Origin of the sequence: Gordonibacter sp. RACS_AR68 (assembly GCF_030418485.1) — a bacterium.
Lineage (GTDB): Bacteria > Actinomycetota > Coriobacteriia > Coriobacteriales > Eggerthellaceae > Gordonibacter > Gordonibacter urolithinfaciens.
Window position 1 is genome coordinate 186,092 of record NZ_JAIPUP010000003.1, and the last position, 23,980, is coordinate 210,071.

19 protein-coding genes are annotated in these 23,980 nt (G+C 68.7%); 3 read left to right on the forward strand and 16 right to left on the reverse strand.

Annotation, left to right across the window (positions count from 1 at the left end):
- Positions 1–572: 572 nt before the first annotated feature.
- A complete protein-coding gene (locus tag K9U15_RS08060) occupies positions 573–2,690 on the reverse strand; it encodes a sodium-translocating pyrophosphatase (RefSeq protein WP_301155954.1) in 2,118 nt (705 codons plus the stop codon).
- Between the two features lie 318 nt (positions 2,691–3,008).
- On the opposite strand from K9U15_RS08060, the gene K9U15_RS08065 reads away from it, so the two are divergent.
- Both K9U15_RS08065 and K9U15_RS08070 read left to right on the forward strand, forming a co-directional pair.
- Positions 3,009–5,075, forward strand: a complete 2,067-nt coding sequence (locus tag K9U15_RS08065) for an LTA synthase family protein (RefSeq protein WP_154270718.1) — start codon at positions 3,009–3,011, stop codon at positions 5,073–5,075.
- A 183-nt stretch (positions 5,076–5,258) separates the two neighbouring features.
- The gene (locus tag K9U15_RS08070) at positions 5,259–6,455 is read left to right on the forward strand and encodes an erythromycin esterase family protein (RefSeq protein ID WP_154270719.1); all 1,197 of its coding nucleotides are present in this window, start codon (positions 5,259–5,261) and stop codon (positions 6,453–6,455) included.
- A gap of 14 nt (positions 6,456–6,469) precedes the next feature.
- On the opposite strand, the gene ribF is transcribed toward K9U15_RS08070, so the two are convergent.
- From ribF to K9U15_RS08115, 9 genes are all read right to left on the reverse strand, one after another.
- On the reverse strand, positions 6,470–7,393 hold the full coding sequence (gene ribF, locus K9U15_RS08075; RefSeq protein WP_096226658.1) for a riboflavin biosynthesis protein RibF: 924 nt from the start codon (positions 7,391–7,393) through the stop codon (positions 6,470–6,472).
- A complete protein-coding gene (gene truB, locus K9U15_RS08080; protein WP_096226659.1) occupies positions 7,377–8,390 on the reverse strand; it encodes a tRNA pseudouridine(55) synthase TruB in 1,014 nt (337 codons plus the stop codon). Before truB ends, ribF begins: the two co-directional genes overlap by 17 nt.
- Positions 8,387–9,412 (reverse strand): DHH family phosphoesterase, encoded by a 1,026-nt coding sequence (locus K9U15_RS08085; protein ID WP_096226660.1) that lies wholly within the window; start codon positions 9,410–9,412, stop codon positions 8,387–8,389. Before K9U15_RS08085 ends, truB begins: the two co-directional genes overlap by 4 nt.
- Positions 9,409–9,861 carry a 30S ribosome-binding factor RbfA gene (rbfA, locus tag K9U15_RS08090; protein ID WP_087189633.1) on the reverse strand — a complete coding sequence of 151 codons (453 nt, stop codon included), beginning with the start codon at positions 9,859–9,861 and terminating at the stop codon, positions 9,409–9,411. Before rbfA ends, K9U15_RS08085 begins: the two co-directional genes overlap by 4 nt.
- 109 nt (positions 9,862–9,970) lie before the next feature.
- Positions 9,971–12,751 carry a translation initiation factor IF-2 gene (gene infB, locus K9U15_RS08095; RefSeq protein WP_096226661.1) on the reverse strand — a complete coding sequence of 927 codons (2,781 nt, stop codon included), beginning with the start codon at positions 12,749–12,751 and terminating at the stop codon, positions 9,971–9,973.
- Between the two features lie 18 nt (positions 12,752–12,769).
- On the reverse strand, positions 12,770–13,048 hold the full coding sequence (locus K9U15_RS08100) for a YlxR family protein (RefSeq protein ID WP_087189631.1): 279 nt from the start codon (positions 13,046–13,048) through the stop codon (positions 12,770–12,772).
- Between the two features lie 28 nt (positions 13,049–13,076).
- A complete protein-coding gene (gene nusA, locus K9U15_RS08105) occupies positions 13,077–14,294 on the reverse strand; it encodes a transcription termination factor NusA (RefSeq protein ID WP_087189630.1) in 1,218 nt (405 codons plus the stop codon).
- A 15-nt stretch (positions 14,295–14,309) separates the two neighbouring features.
- Positions 14,310–14,780, reverse strand: a complete 471-nt coding sequence (gene rimP / locus K9U15_RS08110) for a ribosome maturation factor RimP (protein WP_096226663.1) — start codon at positions 14,778–14,780, stop codon at positions 14,310–14,312.
- A gap of 256 nt (positions 14,781–15,036) precedes the next feature.
- Positions 15,037–17,001 carry a GHKL domain-containing protein gene (locus tag K9U15_RS08115; protein WP_301155877.1) on the reverse strand — a complete coding sequence of 655 codons (1,965 nt, stop codon included), beginning with the start codon at positions 16,999–17,001 and terminating at the stop codon, positions 15,037–15,039.
- A gap of 32 nt (positions 17,002–17,033) precedes the next feature.
- Here K9U15_RS08115 and K9U15_RS08120 point away from each other — a divergent pair, with 32 nt between their 5' ends.
- Entirely contained in the window at positions 17,034–18,164 is a 1,131-nt protein-coding gene (locus K9U15_RS08120; protein WP_301155879.1) for a hypothetical protein, read from the forward strand.
- 25 nt (positions 18,165–18,189) lie between these two features.
- Here K9U15_RS08120 and K9U15_RS08125 read toward each other — a convergent pair whose 3' ends face one another.
- The 6 genes from K9U15_RS08125 to K9U15_RS08150 form a co-directional block, all read right to left on the reverse strand.
- Entirely contained in the window at positions 18,190–18,996 is an 807-nt protein-coding gene (locus K9U15_RS08125) for a hypothetical protein (protein WP_301155880.1), read from the reverse strand.
- 29 nt (positions 18,997–19,025) lie between these two features.
- Positions 19,026–20,063, reverse strand: coding sequence for a discoidin domain-containing protein (locus tag K9U15_RS08130; protein ID WP_301155881.1), 1,038 nt, complete (start codon positions 20,061–20,063; stop codon positions 19,026–19,028).
- Between the two features lie 90 nt (positions 20,064–20,153).
- Positions 20,154–21,053 (reverse strand): dockerin type I domain-containing protein, encoded by a 900-nt coding sequence (locus tag K9U15_RS08135; protein WP_241555797.1) that lies wholly within the window; start codon positions 21,051–21,053, stop codon positions 20,154–20,156.
- A gap of 194 nt (positions 21,054–21,247) precedes the next feature.
- Entirely contained in the window at positions 21,248–22,000 is a 753-nt protein-coding gene (locus tag K9U15_RS08140; protein WP_301155882.1) for a molecular chaperone, read from the reverse strand.
- The gene (gene nrfD, locus K9U15_RS08145; protein WP_301155883.1) at positions 21,984–23,333 is read right to left on the reverse strand and encodes an NrfD/PsrC family molybdoenzyme membrane anchor subunit; all 1,350 of its coding nucleotides are present in this window, start codon (positions 23,331–23,333) and stop codon (positions 21,984–21,986) included. The genes K9U15_RS08140 and nrfD overlap by 17 nt, the downstream gene beginning before the upstream one ends.
- Before the next feature lie 15 nt (positions 23,334–23,348).
- On the reverse strand, positions 23,349–23,972 hold the full coding sequence (locus K9U15_RS08150) for a 4Fe-4S dicluster domain-containing protein (protein ID WP_301155884.1): 624 nt from the start codon (positions 23,970–23,972) through the stop codon (positions 23,349–23,351).
- Positions 23,973–23,980 lie beyond the last annotated feature (8 nt).

Genomic DNA, 23,980 nt, shown 5'->3' on the forward strand with positions numbered 1-23,980 from the left:
AGCGTGCTCTCCGAACATACCATAGAATACGGCAATGGGCAAACATTTGTTCTTATTCCCTGTTTGACCCTGTTTGGCGCACAATCGGCTGATTGGCACAATCTGACGACCTTCGCGTGCAGTTGTCCTCGAAGCAGCCGCCTAACGTGCGGGGCATACGGTGCCGTGACAAAAAGGGGCAGTTGTCGTTATTCTGGATAAAAGATAGTTAAAACACCGGGCCTGCTACCAGGCGTTTAGAAAACGCCGCATTCACTGCCGCTTGATTTCCGTCCAAAATCTATAGACTACCGATCCTTTTTGTCCATTACTTTTTCAGTCATATATTGAATCGCCGCAGACATGAGCAAGGTGCTTTGCGCATGCGGCACGATCACGATCGTCGACTATGCGTCAAAGGGGAAGTCGGAGCATTTGCCCCCACTAAAGCAGCCGTAGCGTCCCTTCGGGCTGGCTGGCAGGGCGCGGTCCTTCGGCCCACGAGGCGGCCACCCCCCCCCGCCCGGAAAACAACGGGGACCCCGGCTTGGCGCCGAGGTCCCCGAGAAGAGCGTCTCTTTCCGCAGGAAGATCTAGAACAGGCCCTGGATCATGATGAACAGCGGCGCGAACGTCAGCGACACGATGGTCATCAGGTTGATGAGGATGTTCATGGACGGGCCCGAAGTGTCCTTGAACGGGTCGCCCACGGTGTCGCCCACGACGGCGGCCTTGTGGGCCTCGGAGCCCTTGCCGCCGTGATGGCCCTGCTCGATGTACTTCTTCGCGTTGTCCCACGCGCCGCCGGCGTTGGACATGAAGATGGCCATGAGCATGCCCGTGGCCACGGCGCCGGCCAGGAAGCCGCCGAGCATGGCCGGGTTGAAGCAACCGATGGCAACCGGCACGATGATGGCCAGGCACCCCGGCAGCATCATCTCGCGCAGCGCGGACGAGGTGGAGATGGCCACGCACTTGTCGTACTCGGGCTCGGCCTCGTAGGTCATGATGCCCTTGATCTCACGGAACTGGCGGCGAACTTCCTCAACCATCGCGTGGGCCGCGCGCGACACCGCGCCCATGGTGAGGGCCGCGAACATGAACGGCATCATGGCGCCGATGAAGATGCCGGCAACGATGAGCGGATCGGTGAGCGTCAGCTCGAAGTTCGGGATGGCATGGTGCATCGTGGCCTGGTAGGACACGAACAGCGAGATGGCCGACAGGCCCGCGGACGCGATGGCGAAGCCCTTCGCGATGGCGGCCGTCGTGTTGCCCACGGCGTCGAGGGCATCGGTGCGGTCGCGCACCTCCTCGGGCAGGCCCGCCATCTCGGCGATGCCGCCCGCGTTGTCGGCCACGGGGCCGTAGGCGTCCACGCCGATGGTGATGGCGGTGTTGGACAGCATGCCCGTGGCGGCCAGGCCCACGCCGAACAGGCCTACGGCGATGCCGCCCTCGGCCGACGCGAGCGGGAAGGCCATGTTGCCGAACGTGTACGCGCCGATGATGGCCAGCGCCACCAGCACGATGGGGGCGATGGTGGACAGCATGCCCGTGCCGATGCCCTCGATGATGACCGTTGCCGCGCCCGTGTCGGCGGCGTCGGCGATCTTATGCACCGGCTTGTACTTGTCGGAGCAGAAGTACTCGGTGATCTTGCCGATGGCGAGGCCCGCCACCAGGCCGCACAGCACCGAGCCGAACAGCCACAGCGGCTGCGCGTCGACGGACTGCGTGCTCCACACGTAGAACAGGCAGAAGATCACGACGATCTCGATGCCGGCCGCGACGTAGGTGCCGCGGTTCAAGGCCTTGTGCAGCGCGGCGCCTTCCTTGGCACGCACGGCGAACAGGCCGATGATGGACGTGATGATGCCGCAGCCGGCGATGATGACCGGGGTCACGAGCGCCCACACCAGGTCGCCCGTGGCGAAGTAGCCGCCCAGCGCGCCGAAGGTGGCCGCCAGGATGGTGGGGGCCAGGATGGCGCCCGTGTAGCTCTCGAACAGGTCGGCGCCCATGCCCGCGACGTCGCCCACGTTGTCGCCCACGTTGTCGGCGATGGTGGCCGGGTTGCGCGGATCGTCCTCGGGAATGCCCGCTTCGACCTTGCCCACGAGGTCGGCGCCCACGTCGGCCGCCTTCGTGTAGATGCCGCCGCCCACACGGGCGAACAGCGCCACGGCGGAAGCGCCGGTGGCGAAGCCCTCGACCATGCCGATGTTCGTGTGCATGAGGCCGGCCAGCTCGGCGTTGATGTCCACGCCCACAGCCATGCCGAACACCATGGCGATGAGCCACAGCGACAGGCCCAGAAGCGCGAACGACGCCACGCACAGGCCCATGGTCAGGCCGGACTTGAAGCTGATGTTGAGCGCCTTGGCCACCGACTCCTCGGCGGCGTGGGCCGTGCGGGTGTTGGCGCGCGTGGCCACGTGCATGCCGACGTAGCCCGCGGCGGCCGACATGACGCCGCCGGTGACGAACGCGAGCGCCGTGATGGGCGACAGCGCCACGGCCATGACGATGGCGACGATCACCATGAAGATGACGAGCAGCTTGTACTCGCTCATGAGGAACGCCTTGGCGCCCTGCTGGATCTTCAGCGAAATGTTGTTCATCTTGTCGGGACCCGGGTCCTGCTTGAGCACCCAGGAACCCAGGTAGCCCGCCATGCAGACGCCAATCAAGGCGCACACGGGGGCCATCCATGCGACTGCAGTAGTCACGTGTCTTCCTCCTTGGTTCGACCGTTACTGACGATGCTGCCTTCGCACCGGGCATTGAGGTGGGAAGATAGCAACTGCCTCATTTTAGGGGATTCGGAGATAATGTGAAGGGGAAATCGAGGTTTTCTGGAGGTACGCTCCAATCGGCCTGCTCGACGGTTACGGTTCTCCCCTGCGCGTGCCGCTCGCCAGAGCCTGCGGTGCGGGCGGCGGGAAAACCGGTATGATGGGCATTCTTTTATGCACGCGGACGGGCATCGTGTCGAACGGGCATCGTCTTTCACCGAGGAGTACCTAATGACCGAGCGGCAGACCCGCCTTGCCGTCCCGACCGAGCCCCCATCCGCCTCGCGGGCGCCCAAGGCTCCCACGCGCCCGCGCGCCCTTGCGCTCGCCGCCGTCCTGGCCGGCTCCCTGGCCGCCCTCGGCCTGTGCCTCTACGCCGCAGCCGGCCTTGTCGAGGCGCCCTGGCCGCAAACGGCCTTCACGGCCCTGCTGCTGGCCGCCTGCGGCTGCGTGCCGCTTGTGCGCGGGCGTGCTCCGGGCATCGACGGCAAAACGGCGGGCGCGATGCGGCCCCTCGCCGTAGCGCTTGCCGTGCCCGCAGGCTTCTACCTGTTGGAACGGCCGTGGAACGACGCCCTGCTCGCCATGGACCCCTACTATGCGGCGGCGAACCTGTGCGTGCTCGCGTTGCTCCTCGCCGTCGTGTACTTCGCCGGGCAGCGCTCGCGCGCGTCCGTCGGCCTGTTCCTGGCCGCGTGCTTCCTGGCCGGCACGGCGAACCACTTCGTGATCGCGTTCAAGGGGCAGCCCATCGTGCCGGCCGACCTGCTCGCGCTCTCGACGGCCGCATCGGTGGGGTCCGGCTACACGTTCGCGCTCGACGAACGGCTCCTGGAGGCTGCCGCCGTGCTCGCCCTGTGCCTCGCGGCGCTCTCCCTCCTGCCGAGGGCGACGGTCTCGCCGCGGCGGGTCGCGGTGAACGCGGCGTGCGCCGTGGCCGTGGCAGCATGCTTCGGCTGGTGGTTGGGCTCCTACGACCTGGAGGAGGCGTACGCGTGCACGGTGGACGTCTGGGGCGTGAAGGAGTCGTACGCCGAGCAGGGCTCGGCGCTCTGCTTCCTCAAGCGCGTGCAGGACCTAAGCCCGGCAGAACCGGACGGCTACGACGCCGACGACGTGGCCGCGCTGATCGGCCGTCTCGGCGGCGCGCCCGAGACGGCCGGCAAAACCGAAGCCCCTACCGTGATAGCCGTCATGAACGAGACCTTCTCGGACCTCTCGCGCTATCCCGGCCTCGCCGGCACCGGCGCCCGTCCCGCGCACTACTACGAGATTGCCGCGGAAGCGCTCGAAGCGGGCGACGCGTACGTATCGGCGCTCGGCGGCGGCACGTGCAATAGCGAGTTCGAGTTCCTCACCGGCTCGAGCATGGGCCATCTCGGCGGCGGCGTGTACCCTTATGTGCTGTACGACCTCGACGGCGCCGAGAGCCTCGTATCTTACTTCTCCGGGCTTGGCTACGCGACCCATGCCGTCCACCCGGCCGAAAGCACGAACTGGCGCCGCGACCGCGTGTACGACCAGCTGGGCTTCGACGAGTTCGCCGACCAGTCCGCGTTCGCGGGCGCCGACACGCTGCGCGGGCTCACCACCGACCGCGCGACGTACGACTACGTGCTCGACCTGCTGGAAGCCGACGGGCGCCCGCAGTTCGTCTTCGACGTGACGCTGCAGAACCACGGCGGCTACGATGTGGGCGGCCTGTCCGACGATCTGGCCGTGAGCGTGCCGCTCGGCGACGGCAGCATGTCGCCAGAGCTCGACGAGTACGCGAGCGTCATCCGCCAGGCCGACCGCGACCTCGCCTACCTCGTGGACAAGCTCAACGCGCTCGACCGGCCCGTGGTGCTGTGCTTCTTCGGCGACCACCAGCCCGGCTTCAGCGACTGGCTGTTCGAAGCGACCCACGACGGCGCCGCAGCCGACGACCTGGGGCTCGAAGCCGTGCAGGAGCGCTACACGGTGCCATACCTCATCTGGGCGAACGACGCCGCCCGCGCGCAGGGCGCCCACGGTCCGGACGGCGGCGCGGACGAGCGCACGAGCCTCAACTACCTGGGATCGAGACTGGTGGAGGCCGCGGGCCTGCCCACGACGGGCTACCAGCGCTTCCTGCTGGCCGTGCGCGAGGCGATTCCCGCCATCAACCTCAACGGCTTCCTGACCGCCGACGGCGCCTGGCACGGCTTCGGCGACGAGGACGGCGGGGATCCCAGCGCGCTGGAGGCCCTGCGCGCCTACGCCACGGTGCAGTACGACAACCTGTTCAACAAGGATTCCGCCTGGTCAGCAAGGTAGGTGAACGGGCACGGAGGGATGCTGCCTCATCCGCGATGAGGCAGCATCCCCGGAAACCTCGACAGGAAACCGCCCGCACCCCCTTCGTCCCCTTATCTGTCGGCCAGTCATTGACACACGCCCCCCCCCATCATTATTAGGCATGGCCTTTCGGATAGCATACGGCCTCTTTGGAGGGACCAGATGAGAGCAATGGTCGGAATAGCGCTCGCAGCGGCGCTGCTCGCCCTGCCCGGATGCGGAACCGGCATCCCCGACGCCGTGCGCGAATATCTTGAGCGCCAGGCAAACCCGTTCGACCTGGAACAGCCGCTTGCAAAGGGCTCCATCGGCAACGTCGACGGCTACCGAGTGTTCCTTGCCGGGGAAACCCACACGAAGGCGAAGGACAAGCAGGCAGAGAAGCTGCTTGTGCGCTACTTCCATGAACACGAAGGCGTACGCTACCTCCTCTGGGAGACCGGCTTCGGCAGCGGCCTGCTGCTGGACCGCTACCTCCAAACAGGCAATGCGGACGAGCTGGACTTCTACCTGGAACAGCTCAGCGGCACGATGGGATATACCCAAGAAGAGCGGGATTTCTGGGTTTGGCTCCGGGAGTACAATGCAGCCCTGCCCGACCAGCAGAAGCTTCATGTGATCGGGCTGGACGTAGACCACCAGCCCGAGACCGCCGCCCGGGGCCTCTCCCTGCTCGCCGACGGCTCCGCCGACGTCGGCGAGGCCTTCGCCGCAACCTTGGAAAGGGCCCTAAGCGGCGATGTTCAAGCATTGGAGGAGCTGGGGCAGGCGATACGCGAGCAACCGGAAGAGGCGCAGGCAGCGTTCGGCAGCTCGTACGGATGGGCGGTGCAGTTTGCCGAGAACTTCGACCGCACCGTGCGCTATTACCGGGGAACGGAAGCGGAGCGGTCCTCGAAGTCGAACGACCTGCGCGACGAGGCGATGATGGCGAACTTCCGGTTCGTTGCTGAACGCTACCCGCAGGAGGCCTTCTTCGGCGAGCTCGGCAGCGAGCACGTCATCCAGAGCGCCTGCGAGACCGAATTCTGCTCCAGCACGTACAATCGGTTCGCCATGCGACTCAATGCGGCCGGATCGCCTGTCGCAGGGGCGGTGTGCTCCATCCTGCTCGCCCATACGGAGCAGGGCCCGCTTCTCCTCCGCAGCTACTCGCCCTCCAACGCAGACCTCGATTACCGACCGTTCGAGCAATGGTTCGGCCAAGACGTGCTCTTTTCGCTCGACGAAGCGGGCAGCACTTTCGCAGCAGGGCAGAGCCTCGTCAACCAGGGCACTGACGAAGGCCTATCCACGACGGACTACTTCCAGAAATTGGTGCTCCTGTCGGATTCGCCGGACTGCACGCCCCTCAACTGACCCGCTGGCGCTCGCTACAGGTTCTCCCTCACCCACTGGATGTTGCCCTTTACCGTGGCGATGAGCTCGTCCACGTCGTCGAACTTGCGCATGGGGCGCAGCCAGTGCAGGAACTCCACCTTGACCGGCTTCCCGTACAGGTCGCCGGCGAAGTCGAGGAGGTGCACCTCGCAGGTGGCGGTGGCGCGGTCGGCGAACGTGGCGGCCACGCCCACGTTCACGGCGGCCTTGTAGCGCGCGCCGTCCACGTGGGCGTAGGCGGCGTACACGCCGTCGCCGAGCGGGCGCAGCTGATCGGGCACCGCAAGGTTCGCGGTGCGGAAGCCCAGGTCGGCCCCTTCCCCGCGGCCCGGCTCCACCGTGCCCGTCATGAAGTACGGGCGCTCGAGCAGGCGGTTGGCCTCCGCTATGTCGCCCTCGGCCAAGAGCAGGCGGATGCGCGTGGCCGTGACGGGGGCCCCGTCGGCGCTCTTCAGGTCGTGCGCCGCCACGGCGCAGCCGGCGCCGGCCCCCCATGCCTCCAGCTCGCCCACGGTTCCGGCCGCGCGCGCGCCGAACCGGAAGTCGCAGCCCACGTGCAGGTACGCGGGCGCCGTGCCGTCGAACGTGGCCTCGAGGAACGCCTCGGGCGAAAGCGCGGCGAACGCGGGCGTGAACGGCAGCACGGCCACGGCGTCCACGCCCGTGGAGGCGAGCATGGCCAGGCGCTCCCCGTTCGTCATGAGCTTCTTCAGGCGGTCGGGGTGGAACGCCTCGTCGGGATCGATGTCGAACGTGAGCGCAACGCTCTTGCCGCCCGACCTCCCAGCCGTCTCGCACGCCTGCGCCAGCAGGTACCGGTGCCCGGCATGCACGCCGTCGAACACGCCGAACGCGCAGGACGTGCCCGCGAAGAACGCATGGTCGAAACCCTCCCCCACCTCATAGATCTCTGCCACGAGAAACCCCCGTCTGGAACACGCACCGCGCGCGGTAGGCGGCGCGGCCCTCGTCGTAAGCGTACAGCGCCACGAGCTTGTTCTCGGCGATCACGGCCACCACTTCGCCGTCGTGCGGCGCCTCGCAGCTCTCGCGCACGCCCGCCGTGCAGGCGCAGAACTCCGCGTCCAGCGCGCCGCGCCGGCGCTCGAACAGTCCGGTCGATCCCGGCAACGCGTTGCCGTTGCGCACGCCGGCGGCCAGCGGGCCGTCGGCGTAGAGGAAGCGCGTGCCCAGCAGGCGCACCGGATCGAGCGCGGCGCGGTCGCCGAGCTCGGCCAGCGTCTCCAACGTGACGCACTCCTCCAGGTGCAGCAGGCCCAGCTGCGTGCGCTCGAGCGCCGCCACATGCGCCGGGCAACCCAAGGCCGCGCCGGTGTCGCGGGCGAGGGCGCGGATGTAGGTGCCCTTCGACACGTGGAACTCCACGTCCCATGACGGCAGCTCGCAGCCGTCCCCCGCTTCGTGCACCGCCACGAGGCGCGCGTCGTGCACCACGATGTCGCGCGGCGCCAGGTCGATGATGGTGCCCTGGCGAGCGGCATCGCATGCCTTGCGCCCGTTCACCTTGATGGCCGAGTAGGCAGGCGGCAGCTGTTTGCGGGCGCCCGTCAGGCCCTTAGCGAACGAGGCGGCGAACGCCGGATCAAGCACGCGCGCGGGCACGTCGCCCGTGCGGACGACCTCGCCCTCGGCATCGTCGGTGGTGGTCGCCGCACCGAACGCTATGCGCACGCGATAGTGCTTGTCATGGCCCACGAGGTAGGCGTCCAGGCGCGTAGCAGGCCCCACGCAGAGGGGGAGCACGCCCGTCGCCATGGGGTCGAGCGTTCCCGTATGTCCCACGCGGCGCTCGCCGAAGATGCGGCGGCACCGGTTGACCACGTCGTGCGAGCTCATGCCCGCCGGCTTGTTCACCCCCACGACCAGGGAAAGCCCCGAATCTCCCCGTTTCACGCCCCGCGCTCCCCCTCTGCATCGTCCGGCGTGCCCGCGAGCGCCTCGTCGAGCAGCGCGCTTATGCGCTCCACGGCAGCCTCCATGGGGCCGGACACGGTGAAGCCGGCCGCGGCCCGGTGCCCGCCGCCTCCCAGCGTGCGCGCGAGCGCCGCCACGTCGGTGCCGTCCTTCGCGCGGAAGCTGCCGCGCACCGAGTCGCCCTGGTCGCGCAGCATGCACGCCACGCGCACGCCGCGCAGGGATCGCAGCGCGTCGATGAGGGGCTCGGCATCGGCCTTCACGGCGCCCGTGGCCTCGAAGTCGTCGCGCATGACCCAGCTCAGCGCCCAGCCCCCGTCGGCGCCGAAGCGCATGCGCTCGACGGCCAGCGCCTCGAGCTCCACGGAGGGGAGCGAGCGGCTCTGGAATATCTCGCGCGCCACGCCCGCCGCGTCGGCGCCTGCGGCGACCATGGCCGAGGCCGCCGCGAGGGCGGCCGCGTCGGTGTTCTGGTACTGGAAGCGCCCCGTATCGGTGACGAGGCCCGTGTAGCAGCACGCGGCAAGCTCGGCCCCGCGCTCGGCGCCCATGAGGCCGGCGAGCTCCCACACGAGCATCGTCGTGGACGCGGAGGCGGGGTCGACGTAGGCGAGGTCGGTCATGCGCTCGTCGTAGGCGTGGTGGTCTATGGTGGCCGAGAAGGCGCACGCGTCCAGCAGGTGCGCCGCCGCGGAGTTCATGCGGTCGCGCATGGGCACGTCCACCGCCACGAACGTGGCGGCGGGACCGTCGTAGAGCGCCGCGGGCACGAGCCCGTCGGCGCCCGGCAGGAACGCCAGGCGCGCGTCGATGGGCTCGTCCTTGGCCAGCAGGCACACGGCCCGCTTCCCGAGCGAGCGCAGCGCGTGCATGAGCGCGAGCTGCGAGCCGATGCAGTCGCCGTCGGGGCTCACGTGCCCGCAGATGACGAAGTCGTCGCGCTCGCCGAGCGCGACGGCCAGCCCGGGCAGCGTCGTGTTCGTCTGGGGCGTGACGCTCATGCGCCCTCCCCGTCATGGGAGCGGTCCTCGGCCTGCTCCTCCGCGCGCTCGGCGGCGAACGCGTCGGCATCGGCCGGCACATCGCTGTCCGTGGGAGCGGCCACGGCGCTGCGGTGCGCGTCGGCCGCGAGCGCGCTCGCAATGCGCTCGGCCTGGTCGACGCTCGTGTCCAGCAGGAAGCGCAGCTCGGGCGCCACGCGCCACGAGAGCTTCCGCGCCATGAGCGAGCGGATGCGCCCCGCCGCCTTCTGGAAGGCGGCGGCCACGTCGTCGTAGCGCTCGGGCTCGGTGGTGTAGAACACGTTGCACACGCTGCGGTCGTAGCTCACCTCGCAGCCCGTGATGGTCACGAGCTCGAGGCGCGGATCGGATATCTCGAACAGGAGGATGCTCGCGATGACCTCGCGCGCCTGCTCGTTGACCTTGCGGTTCGAAGATCCTTGCTTCATGGTGCCGCCTCCTAAACAGTCGGGGGTTGCGCGAAAAACGCGCCCGTCGCGTCCAGTGTATCGCGGGACGGCCGACGGGCGCTTCGATGCTCGTATCGGTTACGAACGGTTACTCCGTTCGCTCGACTTCCTTCACCTGGTAGCCCTCGATGGTGTCGCCGATCTTGAGGTCCTGGTAGCCGTGGATGCCGATGCCGCACTCGTAGCCCTGCTTCACGGTCTTCACGTCGTCCTTGAAGCGGCGCAGCGATTCCATGACGCCCTCGAAGATCACGGTGCCGTCGCGCACGATGCGCACCTTGTCGTCGCGGTTGATCTCGCCCTCGGTGATGTAGCAGCCGGCGATGGTGCCCACCTTCGGCACCTTGAACGTCTCGCGGACCTCGGCGACGCCGGTGTCCTCCTCCACGATATCGGGCGAGAGCAGGCCCACGCGCGCGGCGTTGATCTCCTCGATGGCCTGGTAGATGACGCGGTACAGGCGAATGTCCACCTTCTCCTTCTCGGCCTGCACCTTCGACTTGCCCGTGGGGCGCACGTTGAAGCCGATGATGATGGCGTCGGAGGCGGAGGCCAGCGTGACGTCGGTCTCGGTGATGCCGCCCACGGCCGAGTGCACGATGTTGATGCGCACCTCGGACTGGTCCATCTTCTCGAACGCGTCGCGCAGCGCCTCGATGGAGCCCTGCACGTCGGCCTTCACGATGAGGTTCAGGTCGGTCTGCTTGCCCTCCTCGATGCGGCTGAACAGGTCGTCCAGGCTCACATGCGACTTCGTCTCCTGCTCGGCCAGGCGGGCGCGCAGCGCGCGCTCCTCGGCCAGCTTGCGGGCGTCGCGCTCGTCGTCGAACACGCGGAACTCGTCGCCGGCCACCGGCACGCTGTTCAGGCCCAGGATCTCCACCGGGTCGGCGGGGTAGGCCTCGTCCACGTGCTTGCCGCGCGGGTCCACCAGCGCGCGCACGCGGCCGTAGGACGTGCCGGCCACCACGATGTCGCCGGGATGCAGCGTGCCGCGCTGCACGAGCACGGTGGCCACCGGCCCGCGGCCCTTGTCGAGGTTCGCCTCGATGACGAAGCCGGAGGCCTCGGCATCGGGGTTCGCCTTGAGCTCGAGCACGTCGGCCTGGAGGATGATCGTCTCCAGCACGTCGTCGATGTGCAGGCGCTGCTTGGCCGACACCTCCACGAACATGTTCGTGCCGCCCCACTCCTCGGGGATGACGCCGTACTCCACGAGCTCCTGGCGCACGCGGTCGGGGTTCGCGCCCGGCTTGTCGATCTTGTTGACGGCCACCACGATGGGCACCTCGGCCGCCTTCGCGTGGTTGATGGCCTCGACGGTCTGCGGCATGACGCCGTCGTCGGCGGCCACCACGAGCACGATGACGTCGGTGACCTGGGCGCCGCGGGCGCGCATGGCCGTGAACGCCTCGTGGCCCGGCGTGTCGATGAACGTGATCTGCTTGCCGTCGATCTCCACCACCGACGCGCCGATGTGCTGGGTGATGCCGCCGGCCTCGCCCGCGGCAACGCCCGTGTCGCGGATGGCGTCCAGGAGCGACGTCTTGCCGTGGTCGACGTGGCCCATGACGGTGACGACGGGCGGGCGGGGCTTGAGGTCCTCGTCCTTGTCGTGGTAGACGACGGCGTATTCCTCCTCGGGCGACACGACGCGCACCTTGCGCCCCATGTCGTCGGCGATGAGCTCCACCAAATCGTCGCCCATGGACTGCGTGAGCGTAAGCACCTGGCCCAGCATGAACAGGCGCTTGATGACGTCGTTGGGCTGCACGCCGATGAGCTCGGCGAACTTGGCCACGGTGGCACCCTGCGGGATCTCCACCACGGAGTCGTCCAGCACGAGCGTGGGGTCGAGGCCCTTCTCGATGGCCTCCATCTCCAGGCGCTCGCGGTTCTCGGCCTCGCGCTTCTCCTTGCGCTTCTTGCGGCGGCCCTCCCCCTCGTGCGTGGAGGCGGCGGCCACGGCGGCGCGGGCCTCGGCCAGCACCTTGTCGCGCTGCAGCTTCTCGGCCTGCACGGCCATCTGGGCGTAGCGGTCCTCGCCCGCAGGCTGCTGCTGGACCTCCAGCTCGGGCACGATCTGCTCGAACGAGCCGCCGCGCTTGCCCTTCTTCGGTCCGCGCTCGGGCTTGCCGCCCTTGCGCGCGGCGTCCTTGGCGCCGGCGCCGGCCGACGCAGCCTGCTTCTTCTGGGCCTCGATGCGCTGCTTCTCGGCCTCGATCTGCGAGAGGAGCGAATCGAACCCAGAGGCCTTCTTCGCGCCGATCACGGGAGCGGGCTTCGGCGCGGAGGACGCGGAGCCCTTCTGCTTCTTGCTGTTGCGCTGGCGCAGCGCTTCCTCCACGGCCTGCTTCTTCGCCACCTCGGCCATGGCCTTGGCCTGGCGGGCGCGGGCGCGGGCCTCGGCAGCCTCGCGGGCAACGCGCTCCTTCTCGCTCTCGATCTGGCTCGCCAGGCTCTCGAACGGCGACGAGGCCGGCGCCTTGGCCGGCTTGCGCCCGTCCTGGGAACCCTCTCCGCCCTGCTCGCCGCCCTCGGCCTCGGCGGCCTCGCGGCGGGCGCGCTCGGCCTCGCGGGCGGCGCGCTCCTGCTCCACGGCCTCGCGGCGGGCGCGCTCCTCCTCGGCCTTGCGGGCCTCGGCCTCGGCACGCTCGCGGGCGAGCTCGGCGGCCTCCTCGGCCTCCAGCTGGCCCGCGCGCTGCTTTATCTCGGGCTCGAGGTTCTTCCTGATCTTGGCCACGTAGGCGTCGGCGAGCATGCTCGCGTGGCTCTTCGCGGGTATCTTCATCTCGTTCAACTTGTCGAGCAGCTCCTTGCTCGTCATGTCGAATTCCTTCGCCAACTCATGTACGCGCATGCTGGCCATATACCAACTCCTCTTCCCTTACGCTCCGCGCAGCGCCGAAGACACCTCGGCTGCGATTCGTTCCAACTCATCGTGATCGAGCTTCGTCTTCAGCGCCCGTTCAAGCTTTCTGGTCTTGCATGCGGCGGCGAAGCACGCCTCGGAGCATACATACGCCCCCCGCCCCGGCGCGCGGCCGGTGCCGTCGAACGCCACGGAGCCCGACGGCGTGCGCACCACGCGGTAGAGCTCGGCCTTGCCGGCCTGCTTTCCGCACGCGATGCAGCTGCGCTGCCGTTTCTTCGTCTCCGTTGCCATCCGTCGCCTCGCTCGTTTCCCTTGGCCGCTATTCCCCGTCGAGGTCCGCGTGCACGCCGCAGTAGCGGCTGCCCGGCCGGGCATGGTTGCGGCAGCGTGCCCCGTCCTCGCTCACGTAGGCGCACAGGCCGGCCTCGTCGTCGGCCTCCACGTCCTCGTCGATGAGCATGTTGTCGCCCGCGGCCAGCGGCTCGCCGGCGAACGACGCGCTCTTGATGTCGATGTGCCAGCCCGTGAGGCGCGCGGCGAGGCGGGCGTTCTGGCCCTCCTTGCCGATGGCCAGCGACAGCTGGTCGTCGGGCACCACGACGGTGGCGTAGTGGTTGTCCTCGTCGATGATGACGTTCGTCACCTTCGCGGGCGAGAGCGCGTTTGCCACGTAGGACGCGGGGTCCTCGTGCCACTGGATGACGTCCACGCGCTCGTTGCGCAGCTCCTCCACCACCATGCGCACGCGGCTGCCCTTCGGGCCGACGCAAGCGCCCACCGGGTCGAGGTTCGCCTCGCGCGAGGCCACCGCGATCTTGGAGCGCGCGCCCGGCTCGCGGGCGATGGACTTGATCTCCACCATGCCGTCGTAGATCTCCGGCACCTCGATCTCGAAGAGGCGGCGGATGAGGTCCGGGTGCGTGCGCGACACGACGATGGCCGGGCGGGCCTGCTCGCCGCGCATCTTCGGCGCGTCGGAGTTCGGGTCGCGCACGTCGATGATGAGCACCTTCAGGCGCTGGTTGTGGCGGTAGTGCTCGTTGGACGGGCGCTCGTTGCGCTCGCCCGGGTTGCGCTTCTGGTCGTAGTGCGGCAGCTCCGCCTCCACGCCGTCGCGGATCTTGATGATGGTGAAGTCCGGCGTGCCCTGCAGCACCGTGCCCGTGACCAGGTCGCCCACGCGTCCCGAGAACTCCTCGTAGATGGACTGGCGGCCCGCCTCGCGCACGATGGACGCGATGACGCCCTTCGCGTTCTGCGCCGCGATGCGGCTCACGTCGGCCGGCGTCACGTCGCGCTCCTCGAACTCGCTGTACTCGCCGGTCTCCTCGTCGGGCTCGCCCACCGGCACCAGCTCGTAGACGTAGATATGCCCCGTCTGGCGGTCGATGGTCACGCGCGCGTCCCATTCGAGGTCCAAGATGCGCTCATAGCTCTTGGCCAGCGACAATTCCAACCGCTCGATGAGGTAGAACTCGTCGATCTTGCGTTCGTGGGCCAGGGCCTGCAAGGCCTCGATCAGTTCTGAAGTTGCCACGTCTGAAGTCCTTTCCTATGAGCTGAAGTCGACAGCGCCCTTGAGGTGGGCGCGCTTGATGTCGGATACGGGAATGCGGAAGGCGGTGCCGTCCACGTCGAGCTCCACCGCGCCGTCCGCGACGCACGCGATAGTGCCGGTGAAGGCGCTGCGCCCGTCGAGGGGGGCGGCCGTCTTCACCACGGCCGTCTCGCCGGCGAACCGCGCGAAATGCTCCGGCGTGCGCAGCGGGCGGTCGATGCCGGGAGACGAGACCTCCAGCGTGTAGGCGCCGGGGAACGGGTCGAGCTCGTCCATGAGGTCGTTGATCCACCCTTGGGCGGCCGAGAGCTCGTCGAAGCTCACGCCGCCTTCCACATCGATGTACACCCTGATGGTAGGCGCTTTCTTCGCGCCCACCACCTCCACGGTGACAATCTCCACGCCCTCCTCGGCCGCGCGGGGGGCCAGCGCGTCGAGCAGCTGCTGTTCCTTCTTGCCGAGCACGTCCGCCTCCTCTCTCGCCCGGCGCGCCTTCTCCTGCGCGCCGCCGTGCCGTCCTGCCGGACCGGGCGCCCTCCCGCCTCGCGGCGTGGGGCGAACCGGCCCTCTACAAACAAAGAAAGCGGGAACAGGCCCACTTTCTCATGCTTCGAAAGTATGGTGCGCACGTACCTCTCACCCGCCTCGTGCGCGTTTGCTTGGTAGGTTATACCATATTCTGCGACGGTTGCCTAGTGACGCGATCAGGGCTCTCGCAATCTCACCACATTTCGCCGCGGACGGTGGCGGCGCCGGGTTCGGCGGAAACGGGCCCGCCGTCGGCGGAGCCGCCCCCAGAAGCGCTGCCGCCCGGACCGGCGGGCACGCCCCCGCCGACACCGCCGGCATCGAGCGCGAGGCCGATGCGCACGACGGCGCGGCCGTCGGCGGCCTCCGCGAAGAGCTCGCCGCGGTGGCGCCGGGCGATCTCGCGCATGGCGGGCAGCCCCAGGCCGTGCTCGCGCGGGTTCTCCTTGCTCGTGGCCAGAAACGACGCGCCGGGCTCAGCCGAGTTCTCGCAGCGCAGGGCCAGCACGTTGCCGCTCGTGCGCATGGAGAGCGCCAGGTACGGCTCGTCCTCGCCCGCCGCGCGGGCGCGCTCGCACGCCTCCACGGCGTTGGACAGCAGGTTCGACAGCAGCACGGACAGCTCCGTGGCGCCCAGGCCCAGGCGCTCGGGCACGCGCACGTCGCACTCCACGCGCACGCCCGCGGCCTGCGCCGGCGCGAGGTAGGCGGCCAGCACCGCGTTCGCCACGACGTTGCCCGTGTAGCGCAGGGGCGGCGCGGCGTCCTGCTGCCCTGCGAGCTCGTCCAGGTAGGCGCGGCAGTCCTCCCACGCCCCCTCGTCGGCCATCCTCCGCAGGGCGGCCACGTGGTGGCGCAGGTCGTGGCGCGCCGTGCGCGCCTCCCGCTCGCCGTGCCTTAGGTGCACGAGGCCCGCCTCGGCGGCGTGCACCTGCACCTCCAGGTCGCGTACCTGCTCCTGCGCAGCCCGCAGGCGCCGCACGCGCACCGCGAGCATCCAGGCGAACACGCCCACCAGCATGAGCCCCGCGTACTCGTGCTGCCACAGGCCGTACAGCGGCTCGTAGGCGTTGTCGTCCAGGAGGTTCGCCGCGAGGGCGGCTCCCAGCACCGCGCAGCCGTACAGCACGAACCGCGCCTCGGCGCTGCGGTTGCGCAGGCCCACGACGGCGCAGCCCGCGAACAGCCCCCAGCACGCGATGCGCACCGCGCTCTGGAACGCGGCGTACGCCCCGATGGAGGCGGGAAGCGCGGGCAGGGCCGCCGCCCAGGCGAACGTGACGGCCGGCAGCAGCCACAGCGCCCGGGCCCCCCACCGCGCGGCCGGGTGCCCCGCCTGCGTCCACGGCAGGCCCGCAGCGCGGGCGGCCAGCGCCACGGCCGCCACGAGCACGCACGCCCACGCCGCGTCCTCCAGGGCGTACCACCAGGCGTTCGCGATGCCCGCGCGCCACGCCAACCCGTGCGCGCCGGCCACCGCGAACGCCAGGCACAGCACGGCGAAGTCGCGCAGGAGCGCATCGCCGCCGCCCCGGCGGCGCACCGCGAAGGAGAGCAGCGCCGCCGCAAGGGGGCCCAGCACGAGCACGCAGGTGCCGAGCGCGCTCGCGAAGCCCAGCCGCTCCATGGCCTGCGCCGTGCCGAGCACGGGCGGGTAGTACAGCCCGCTGTAGTAATGCTCCCGGTTCTCCACCTCCAGCTTGAGGCGCGTGCCGTCGCGTACCACGACGCCCACCTCCGCACCGTCGCCGCCCGCCGCTGCCACGGCGCCGTCCACGTACAGGGTGAAGTCTCCGTACACCTCGGGCACCAGCAGCACGAGCGCACGCTCGGGAGCGTTGCCCACGTAGCGCAGCTCGAGCTCGTAGACGGCGGTTCCGAAGGCCGAGGCGCCGCCCGGCACGTAGGAGAAGTTTGAGTACTGGCCGATGAACGTCTCGATTTGCGACGCGCCGTCGACGGAGAGCAGCCAGCCGTCCACGAGGGGCACGGGGCGCCCGAGGTCGGCATCCGCCAGCTCGAGGACGCCGCCCGCCCCATAGGGCGGTGGGGAAAGGTATTTGTTATCATGGTAGTACGCCAGCGCGAGCAGGCATCCCGCCAGCAGGAAGATCGCTGCCGCGCCAACGGCCGCGCGCACGGCCGAGCGAACCGACATCAACGACCCCCTCCCGACGACAAGGACACCCCGTGCGGCATCTTACCAGAAAACGCCTCCGCCCCGCCGCCCGCGCCGCGGCGGCCCTGGGCTTGGCGGCCGCGCTGGCCGCAAACGGCGGGACGGCGGCTTGGGCGGATGCCGAGGCGGGAGGAGCGCTCAGCGGCTCGCCGGGCGGCGGCATGGCGGAAGGCGTCGGGGGCATCGCCCCCGGCATGGGGTGCGGCGGAGGCTCCCTCGGCAGCGGGACCGGCGGCCCCGGAAGCGGCATCGGCCACGTGGACCAGCCGTTCGGCCAGGTCATCCGCATCATCCCCGATGTCGGCATGAGCGCGCTGCTGTACCTGCCGCCATTGCCGGTCGATCCGTACTGCCGCGACGAGGATACCGGGCACCCCGGCCTGCAAGTGCTCTACGTCGATCGCGCGTATGCAGACGAGCCGGGCAACTGGGAGCGCTGGGGCACGTTCGAATGGGATGAGGATTGGCAGGAATACGCATCAGGCGCGGACAGCATCTCCCCCGTCTTCGACGACAACTACCAAGACCCGTCCATTCTGTACTGCACCGTCAGCTATTCGTCGAAAGCCGTCGACTACCGCGACTTCTACCTGCGCGCAACCGCGGTGACACGCGAGGACGGCGTGCTGACGACCTCGGAGTTCGAACCTGCGCTCATCGCCTACGAGGGCGGATGGCGCCCCGACCCCGACGATCCCGACGACGAGTCTCCGAACATCGTGAACCCGCCGGAAGCAGGCGCCGGCGACAGCGGCGGCAACCGGGGCGGTGCGGTGCAGGGAGAGAGCGAGCGCGTGGATCCCGGGAGCACGCCGAAGAGCCTGCTGCCGAACATGGAGAGGGCGCAAGCCGCCTCGGGTTCCGAGGCGAACGGAGAAGGGGCGGGAAGCGACGCCGAGAAGCACGAGGCCGCGGAAAGCGAAGGCAGGGAGGAACGCACCGGAGCAAGCTCGGCAGGCGGCAACGGCGCGCAAACCGGCGGGTACCGGAGCGCGCCAGACGACGGCGCTCCCCCGCATGGCAACGACCAGATTCCCGGCTTCGCCTGGGCCCTTGGGATCACGGTCGGCACCGTGGGCATCGCAGGGGGCGCCCTCGCCGTGCTGCGCGCGAAGGGCAGCTTGGCCAAGAAGCGCCCGTAGGCGAAAAAGGGCGCCAGCGGTGCCGTCAGCGGCGCTTGCCGAGCCGCACGAGGCCGAGAGCCACTACGGCAGCGGCGGCAAGTGCGACAGTCCCTAATGCGGCGGGCGAGGAGGCGAGGCTATCGCCCGTGGTCACGAGCGACTGGTCCGTGCCGGTGGGCGCGCCGGGGCTCGTGTTGGCCGAGCCGTTGCCGGAGCCCGTGCCCCCGTTTCCGCTTCCCGTTCCGGTGCCTTCACCGGAACCCTGGTTGTCGCCGGAACCGGGCTCGTTGCCCTCGCCTTCGCCCGCAGGAGGCTCGGGCGGGTTCGGGGTCGTGCTTTCGGCCCCGAGTTCCACCGGCACCGATCCCTGCGAGTACACGGCAGGGTCGGACGCATCGTGCGCAGCGTTCACCACGCTCAAGGAACCCACGCCGATCTCGACCGTCGCGCCTTCCTCCCCCGCCAGGCGCACGCTGCCGAGTGCTAAGGTGTCGTTCGCGAACAAGTTCGCGTCGCCGGCCAAATACAAGCTCAAGACGCCTTCGCTGCCTTCATGCCGGTAGCGCGCCTCTTTGACCGTCACGCCGTCCAACGACCCGTCGAACGCGAAGCCGGCCTCCACCCCATCGAGGTCGGCGCCCTTCACCGTCAGCGTCAGTCGGAGGGTGCGCACGTTGTCGCGAGCGCCCTCGGGCAGCTTGAGGGACACGGCCACGTCGTCCGAGCCGTCCACCTTCTGGAGCACCGCCTCGGGATCCACCGCCGCCCACGCGGCACCCGGCACCAGCGCGAGGCAGAGCGCGCACGCTGCGAGGGCGCCTGCCGCAAATTTCTTCATCGTACTCATCATATCGTCAACCGTTCCTCTCACGTCTCGGGTTAGTCGTTCTTCGCGCCGGACGCGACGTCGCCGGTCAGCTCGATCTCTGGCAGCGTTTCGGGCAGGCTCGCGTACAGCGAGTCGCTCGTCAGGCGCTGGCCCTCGTTTGTGAGCGCGTTGTCTACGCGGTAGAGCTCGGCGCGCACTTGGGTAGGTAGCTGTATCTCCTTGAGCATCGCAGGCTCGATCCAGTACACCCACCGGCCCTCGGACGTCTCGCCCAGCAACGCATCGCCGGGGTTGGGCGCGAGGATGATCTGGTTCGCCACCACGTTGCCGTTCTCATCGACGCCGCCCACCACGTTGCCCTGGGCGTCGTAGAGCATCACCACGTTGTAGGCTGGATTGCCCTTGTAGTCGCCCACGAACACCACCGACCCCTTGGGGATGGAGCGCGCGGCCTGGCCCTCCATGGCAGGCTGGTACACGAAGTCGCTCTTGAGGATGCCGATGGCTTCGCCTTCGCCGGCCGCGAGGAAGTCCACGTTGTCGCCGGACGGCCCGAACACGTCGATCTCGCCCACCGCAAGCGTCTTGCCCGCCTGGCCCACGCCCGTGATGCGCAGGTAACGTGCGTCATAGGTGCAGATCCACGGATCGTCGCCGTTGTCGAAGTAGAGCGTGGCCGTGCCATCGTCCCCCAGCTGCAGCCGGCCTTCCTTAATGGCCGTGTAGGCCTCCCCGTCCAAGCTCGTCTCGATGCGGTAAGCACCCAGGGCGGCGGCCGCATCCGCACCTTCAAGCGTGTAGCGCACCGACGTCACCTGGGTCGATTTGCCCATGTCGATAGTCAAGGAGGGATCCTCCTTTGCGGACACTCCCGCGAACACGGTGTCGGCTTTGCCGTCCACGGCAAGCGCCGAAGCCAGCTGGGGCTCGGGGGCGTCGGGGTCGTCGTCGGTAGACGGCGGCACCACGTCTTGCTGCGAGACCATGTTCGTGGAAACTGTCCAACCGGTCTTGTCCTGCAGGCCGTTGCCGGAAAGTTTCACCGGGTCGAGCGTCTTCGCTGCCGAGCGGTTCAGGAACTTGTCCACCGCCGTCACCTCATAGGCTACGGTGCGATTGCCGAGCGACGAGGCGTTGTCGGTGTACGTGGCTTCCGTGGAGAAGCCCGTCGACGCCCTTCAGCAGCGCCTCGACACGCCGGATGCCGCCAGCGGGACCACGACAGGATTGCTATCCGAGATCGCATCTTTAGACTCAAAGATGACCGATTCTTCTCCTTTGAGCAGCGAAGCCGGATCGGCCGAAACCTCAACGCCTTCGTTCGCCGTCGCCTTCACCGCAGCAGCCGAAACCGTGCGGGTAAGGGTGGCATTCACCTGCGTCTTGCCGATGTTCGCAGCGGCGATCTCCAAGTCAACGAGCGTCACGGCGCCGTCGCCGTCGAGGTCGCATGCGGGATCGTGCCCGTCGGGGGAATCGAGGGACTCGAGGGCATCGATGACAGCCTTGGCGTCGTACACATCGACAACGCCATCGCCCGTCACGTCGCCCGACACCATCAGGCCGGGGTGCGCCGCCTCTTCGTTCACCTTAAAGTCACCCGTGCGCAGCTCAAGCGACACGGCGTCGGCTTTGATTTCGATCTGCTGGCGGTACGTCAGGAAACCGGGCGCGCTCACCGCGAGCTCGTAGGCGCCGTCGGCCAGGCCGTCGAAGCGGACGGTGCTTTGCAGGTTCGCCGTAGAGGGATTGCCCGTCGCGGTGCGATGGAAGCCATCGGCACCATCGAGCGAGACAGTGTACCCTGCGCTGATACCCGCCGCGGAGTCTACGATGGCCGTTCGGCCCTCGACCAAGGTGAGGCGTATCGAGCCCACCGGGTCGGAGGAAGCCTCGTTCTTGGGCTGGTCCGCGTTGGGCGGCAGGGTGTTGTTTTCGACAACCGCCGGAGTATCCGAGGGCACCTCGGGAGCCGCGGGGTCGGCTGCAGGTTCTTGGGACTCCTGCGGAGCCGGAGTAGCGTCGTCGGTATCAGCATCGACAGCATACGCCGGGATGCCGAACAGCGAAAAGGCCAAGACGACGGCTAATGCCGCCGAGAGGAAGCGGGGACTGCGTTTCATGTTCGATTTTCCGTTTCTCGCCAGCCATTACGTAGGTGCGGGACCCTCCCGCGTGATATGCTGCGCAAATGATAGCATAAAGGTAACGGAAACACTATGAGTTTGCCCATGAAAAAGCAAGGGGAAGGCGCGTTGTTCGCGCCTTCCCCTTATAGTTCTTCCAGCAGGTCGCACACCAGAGCGGCGAGCGGCGCGAAGTAGCCGTCGGGAGCGGCCTCGGCCACGCGGTCGCGAAACGCCGGCGCCCACGCGGCCGGGTGCTCGCGCACGAACGCATGCAGGCGCTCCTCGCAGCCAAGGGGCTCGTCCGCCGCCGCACCGGCAACCGCGGCTGCGGCGTCCTCACGCGTTTCTGTGGCCACTGCGGCAGCCGAGGACCCGCCGTCCGCATCACCAGCGACTCCCGAGGCCCCGCCGTCCGCACCGGCGGCGCAGCAATGGCAGAGCTCGGCCAGGTAGAGCAGCTCGATGCCCAGGTGGTCGGCGTACTGGTTGTTCTCGTTCGCCAGCACGAGGCCGGCCTCGGCGAGCAGGTCCTGCATGGCCACGGTGGCGCGGCCGAAGCCGATCTCCCCCATCTGCCCAGCCTGCGCGTACATCGTCTCCCACGGCGGCGCGGTCGGTTTCGGCGGGCCGATGAACAAGCGCGCGTACTCCACTTTCACGCGCCGCACGGCTTCCCCGGTCTCCCTGCCGTCCGCCTGCTCGGCGCGGGCGTAGGCCTTCAGGCGCTCGAGCGTGCGGCGGACGGACGGGCCCTCGACCTCGCCAGCCGCAAACTCGTCCCAAAATGCCTCGTCCAGCTCGAACGCGGCATCGGCAGCCATCGGAGCGAGCAGGCTGTTGCCCAAGAACGCGAACTGGTGAGCCCGGCGCGTCCAGACCTCAGCAGGCGTCGGCATGCGAAGGCCTTTCCACCGGCGCGCCGCCCGCCCGCGCGCCGAAAACGCCGTCGCACGGCCGGCTGCCGGCCGGCGCGCCGCCCACCGTGGGCGCCGCATCGGCCGGGGCCAACCCCGCCGCCATGTCGTCGGCGAGCGCCGGCGCGGGATCGTAGGACAAGAACACCTTCGTCAACACGAGGAACGCGAGCACCCCCAGCGCCACCATGCCCACCGCGATCATGATCTCGGGCAGCGTGGGCATATACGAGCTGGCAACCGCCCACCCGTCGATGCCGGCCGCGCCCTGCGACGAGGACGACCCCGAGATGAGCCCCGGCGCGCCGGACACGTTCGGGAAGATGAAGCTGGTGAACAGCAGCCACAGGCGCTTGCAGAACACGCCCACGACCACACCCGCGCACGCGAGCGCCACAAGACCCATGCGGCGGCGGTTCTTCGCGAACACGAGAATGATGAACGGCACGATGATGCCCGCGATGACCTCGATCCAGAAGAACGGCGCCGTGGCCCCGGCGAACAGCTGGCCGAGCTCCGCCATGCCGTGCTCCGTGCCAGGGTAGGCCATCGTGAGAACCTCGCAGCCCACCATGTAGCCGTCGACCGCGATGCACACGGCCAGAAGGCCGGCCAGGTTCGCGACGAGCTTGCGCGACGTGGCGAACACCTTGGCGCGGTTCATCCACAGAAGCGCCAGCAGCAGAAGCGCCAGGCCCGAGTCCATGGCCGAGGCCACGAACAGCGGCGCCATGATGGTGGAGTACCAGCCGGCGCGCGCGATCTGCAGGCCGAAGATCCAGGCCGTCACGGAGTGCACGAGGATAGCCACCGGCAGCGCGAAGCGGCTCACGATGGCCACCTTGTCCTGCGCGCCGGGCTTCTTCGACGTCATGAAGTACAGGTAGATAAGGTTGATCACCAAGTACGTGGTGATGACGCAGATGTCCCACAGAAGCGGCGACATGAAGTTCGGCGACGCGAACAGGTTCAGGATGCGCACGATGCCGCCCAAGTCGATGAGCACGAACGCGCCCGCGATGCAGATGCAGATGAGCGACACGAGGATGGCGGGCAGCGCCACCTTCTTGTACTCGGCCACGTGGAAGATGGACGCGGACGACGCCACGATCAGGCCACCGGCCGACAGCCCCACGAAGAACATGAAGCAGGCGATGTAGAGGCCCCACGACGTGCCGTTCGACATGCCGGTGACGCCCAGGCCGCCCATGAACTGGTACACGTAGGCGCCCACGCCGGCCAGCACCAGCACGGCCAGCACGCCCATGGCGACCTTGTACGGGGCCGAGAGGTTCTTGAGATTCGAGAAATTCATAAGTGGTTTTCCTCCCTAGCCTATGTAGAAGAGTTGCGGGCGGGTGCCTTTTTCCTCGAGCAGATGGTGCACGCTGCCGGCGCGCTCGCGGGCGAGCCGCGAGATGTCGCTGTCGGGGTCGTCCAGGTCGCCGAACGTGCGGGCGCGGGCCGGGCACACGCGCACGCACATGGGCACGTCGCCGTCGTCGGTGCGCTCCTTGCACAGCGTGCACTTCTCCATGACGCCCTTGTTCCGCACCGGCACGCGCGCGTCTCCGTAGTTCACGTCGGGGTCGCGCACGGGCTCCTCCCAGTTGAACACGCGGGCGTTGAAGGGGCAGGCTGCCATGCACATGCGGCAGCCGATGCACTTGTCGTAGTCGATCTCCACGCGGCCCTTCTCGTCCTTGTACGTGGCGCCCGTGGGGCACACCTTCAGGCACGCCGCATTCTCGCAGTGCTGGCACTGCACGGGAAGGTAGGTGCGCGTGAGGTTCGGGTACTCGCCCACCGCGCCGTCGAGCGTGTCCGCGCCCTCGGTGAGGATGCGGTTCCAGAGCATGCCCATGGGCACGTTGTTCTGCATCTTGCAGGCGTTGGCGCAGGTGTGGCACCCCACGCAGCGCTCCTTGTTGATGGCTATGGCCAGTTTCGTCATGGTGTCAC

Excerpts from the sequence above, each read along its gene's own strand:
- K9U15_RS08085 (WP_096226660.1), bottom strand. The coding sequence starts at position 9,412 with ATGAGCGTCACGCCCCAGACGAACACGACGCTGCCCGGGCTGGCCGTC.
- K9U15_RS08115 (WP_301155877.1), bottom strand. The coding sequence starts at position 17,001 with ATGTCGGTTCGCTCGGCCGTGCGCGCGGCCGTTGGCGCGGCAGCGATC.
- K9U15_RS08065 (WP_154270718.1), top strand. The coding sequence starts at position 3,009 with ATGACCGAGCGGCAGACCCGCCTTGCCGTCCCGACCGAGCCCCCATCC.
- K9U15_RS08100 (WP_087189631.1), bottom strand. The coding sequence starts at position 13,048 with ATGGCAACGGAGACGAAGAAACGGCAGCGCAGCTGCATCGCGTGCGGA.
- K9U15_RS08125 (WP_301155880.1), bottom strand. The coding sequence starts at position 18,996 with ATGATGAGTACGATGAAGAAATTTGCGGCAGGCGCCCTCGCAGCGTGC.
- infB (WP_096226661.1), bottom strand. The coding sequence starts at position 12,751 with ATGGCCAGCATGCGCGTACATGAGTTGGCGAAGGAATTCGACATGACG.
- K9U15_RS08060 (WP_301155954.1), bottom strand. The coding sequence starts at position 2,690 with ATGGCCCCCGTGTGCGCCTTGATTGGCGTCTGCATGGCGGGCTACCTG.
- rbfA (WP_087189633.1), bottom strand. The coding sequence starts at position 9,861 with ATGAAGCAAGGATCTTCGAACCGCAAGGTCAACGAGCAGGCGCGCGAG.
- K9U15_RS08150 (WP_301155884.1), bottom strand. The coding sequence starts at position 23,972 with ATGACGAAACTGGCCATAGCCATCAACAAGGAGCGCTGCGTGGGGTGC.
- K9U15_RS08140 (WP_301155882.1), bottom strand. The coding sequence starts at position 22,000 with ATGCCGACGCCTGCTGAGGTCTGGACGCGCCGGGCTCACCAGTTCGCG.
- K9U15_RS08070 (WP_154270719.1), top strand. The coding sequence starts at position 5,259 with ATGAGAGCAATGGTCGGAATAGCGCTCGCAGCGGCGCTGCTCGCCCTG.
- nrfD (WP_301155883.1), bottom strand. The coding sequence starts at position 23,333 with ATGAATTTCTCGAATCTCAAGAACCTCTCGGCCCCGTACAAGGTCGCC.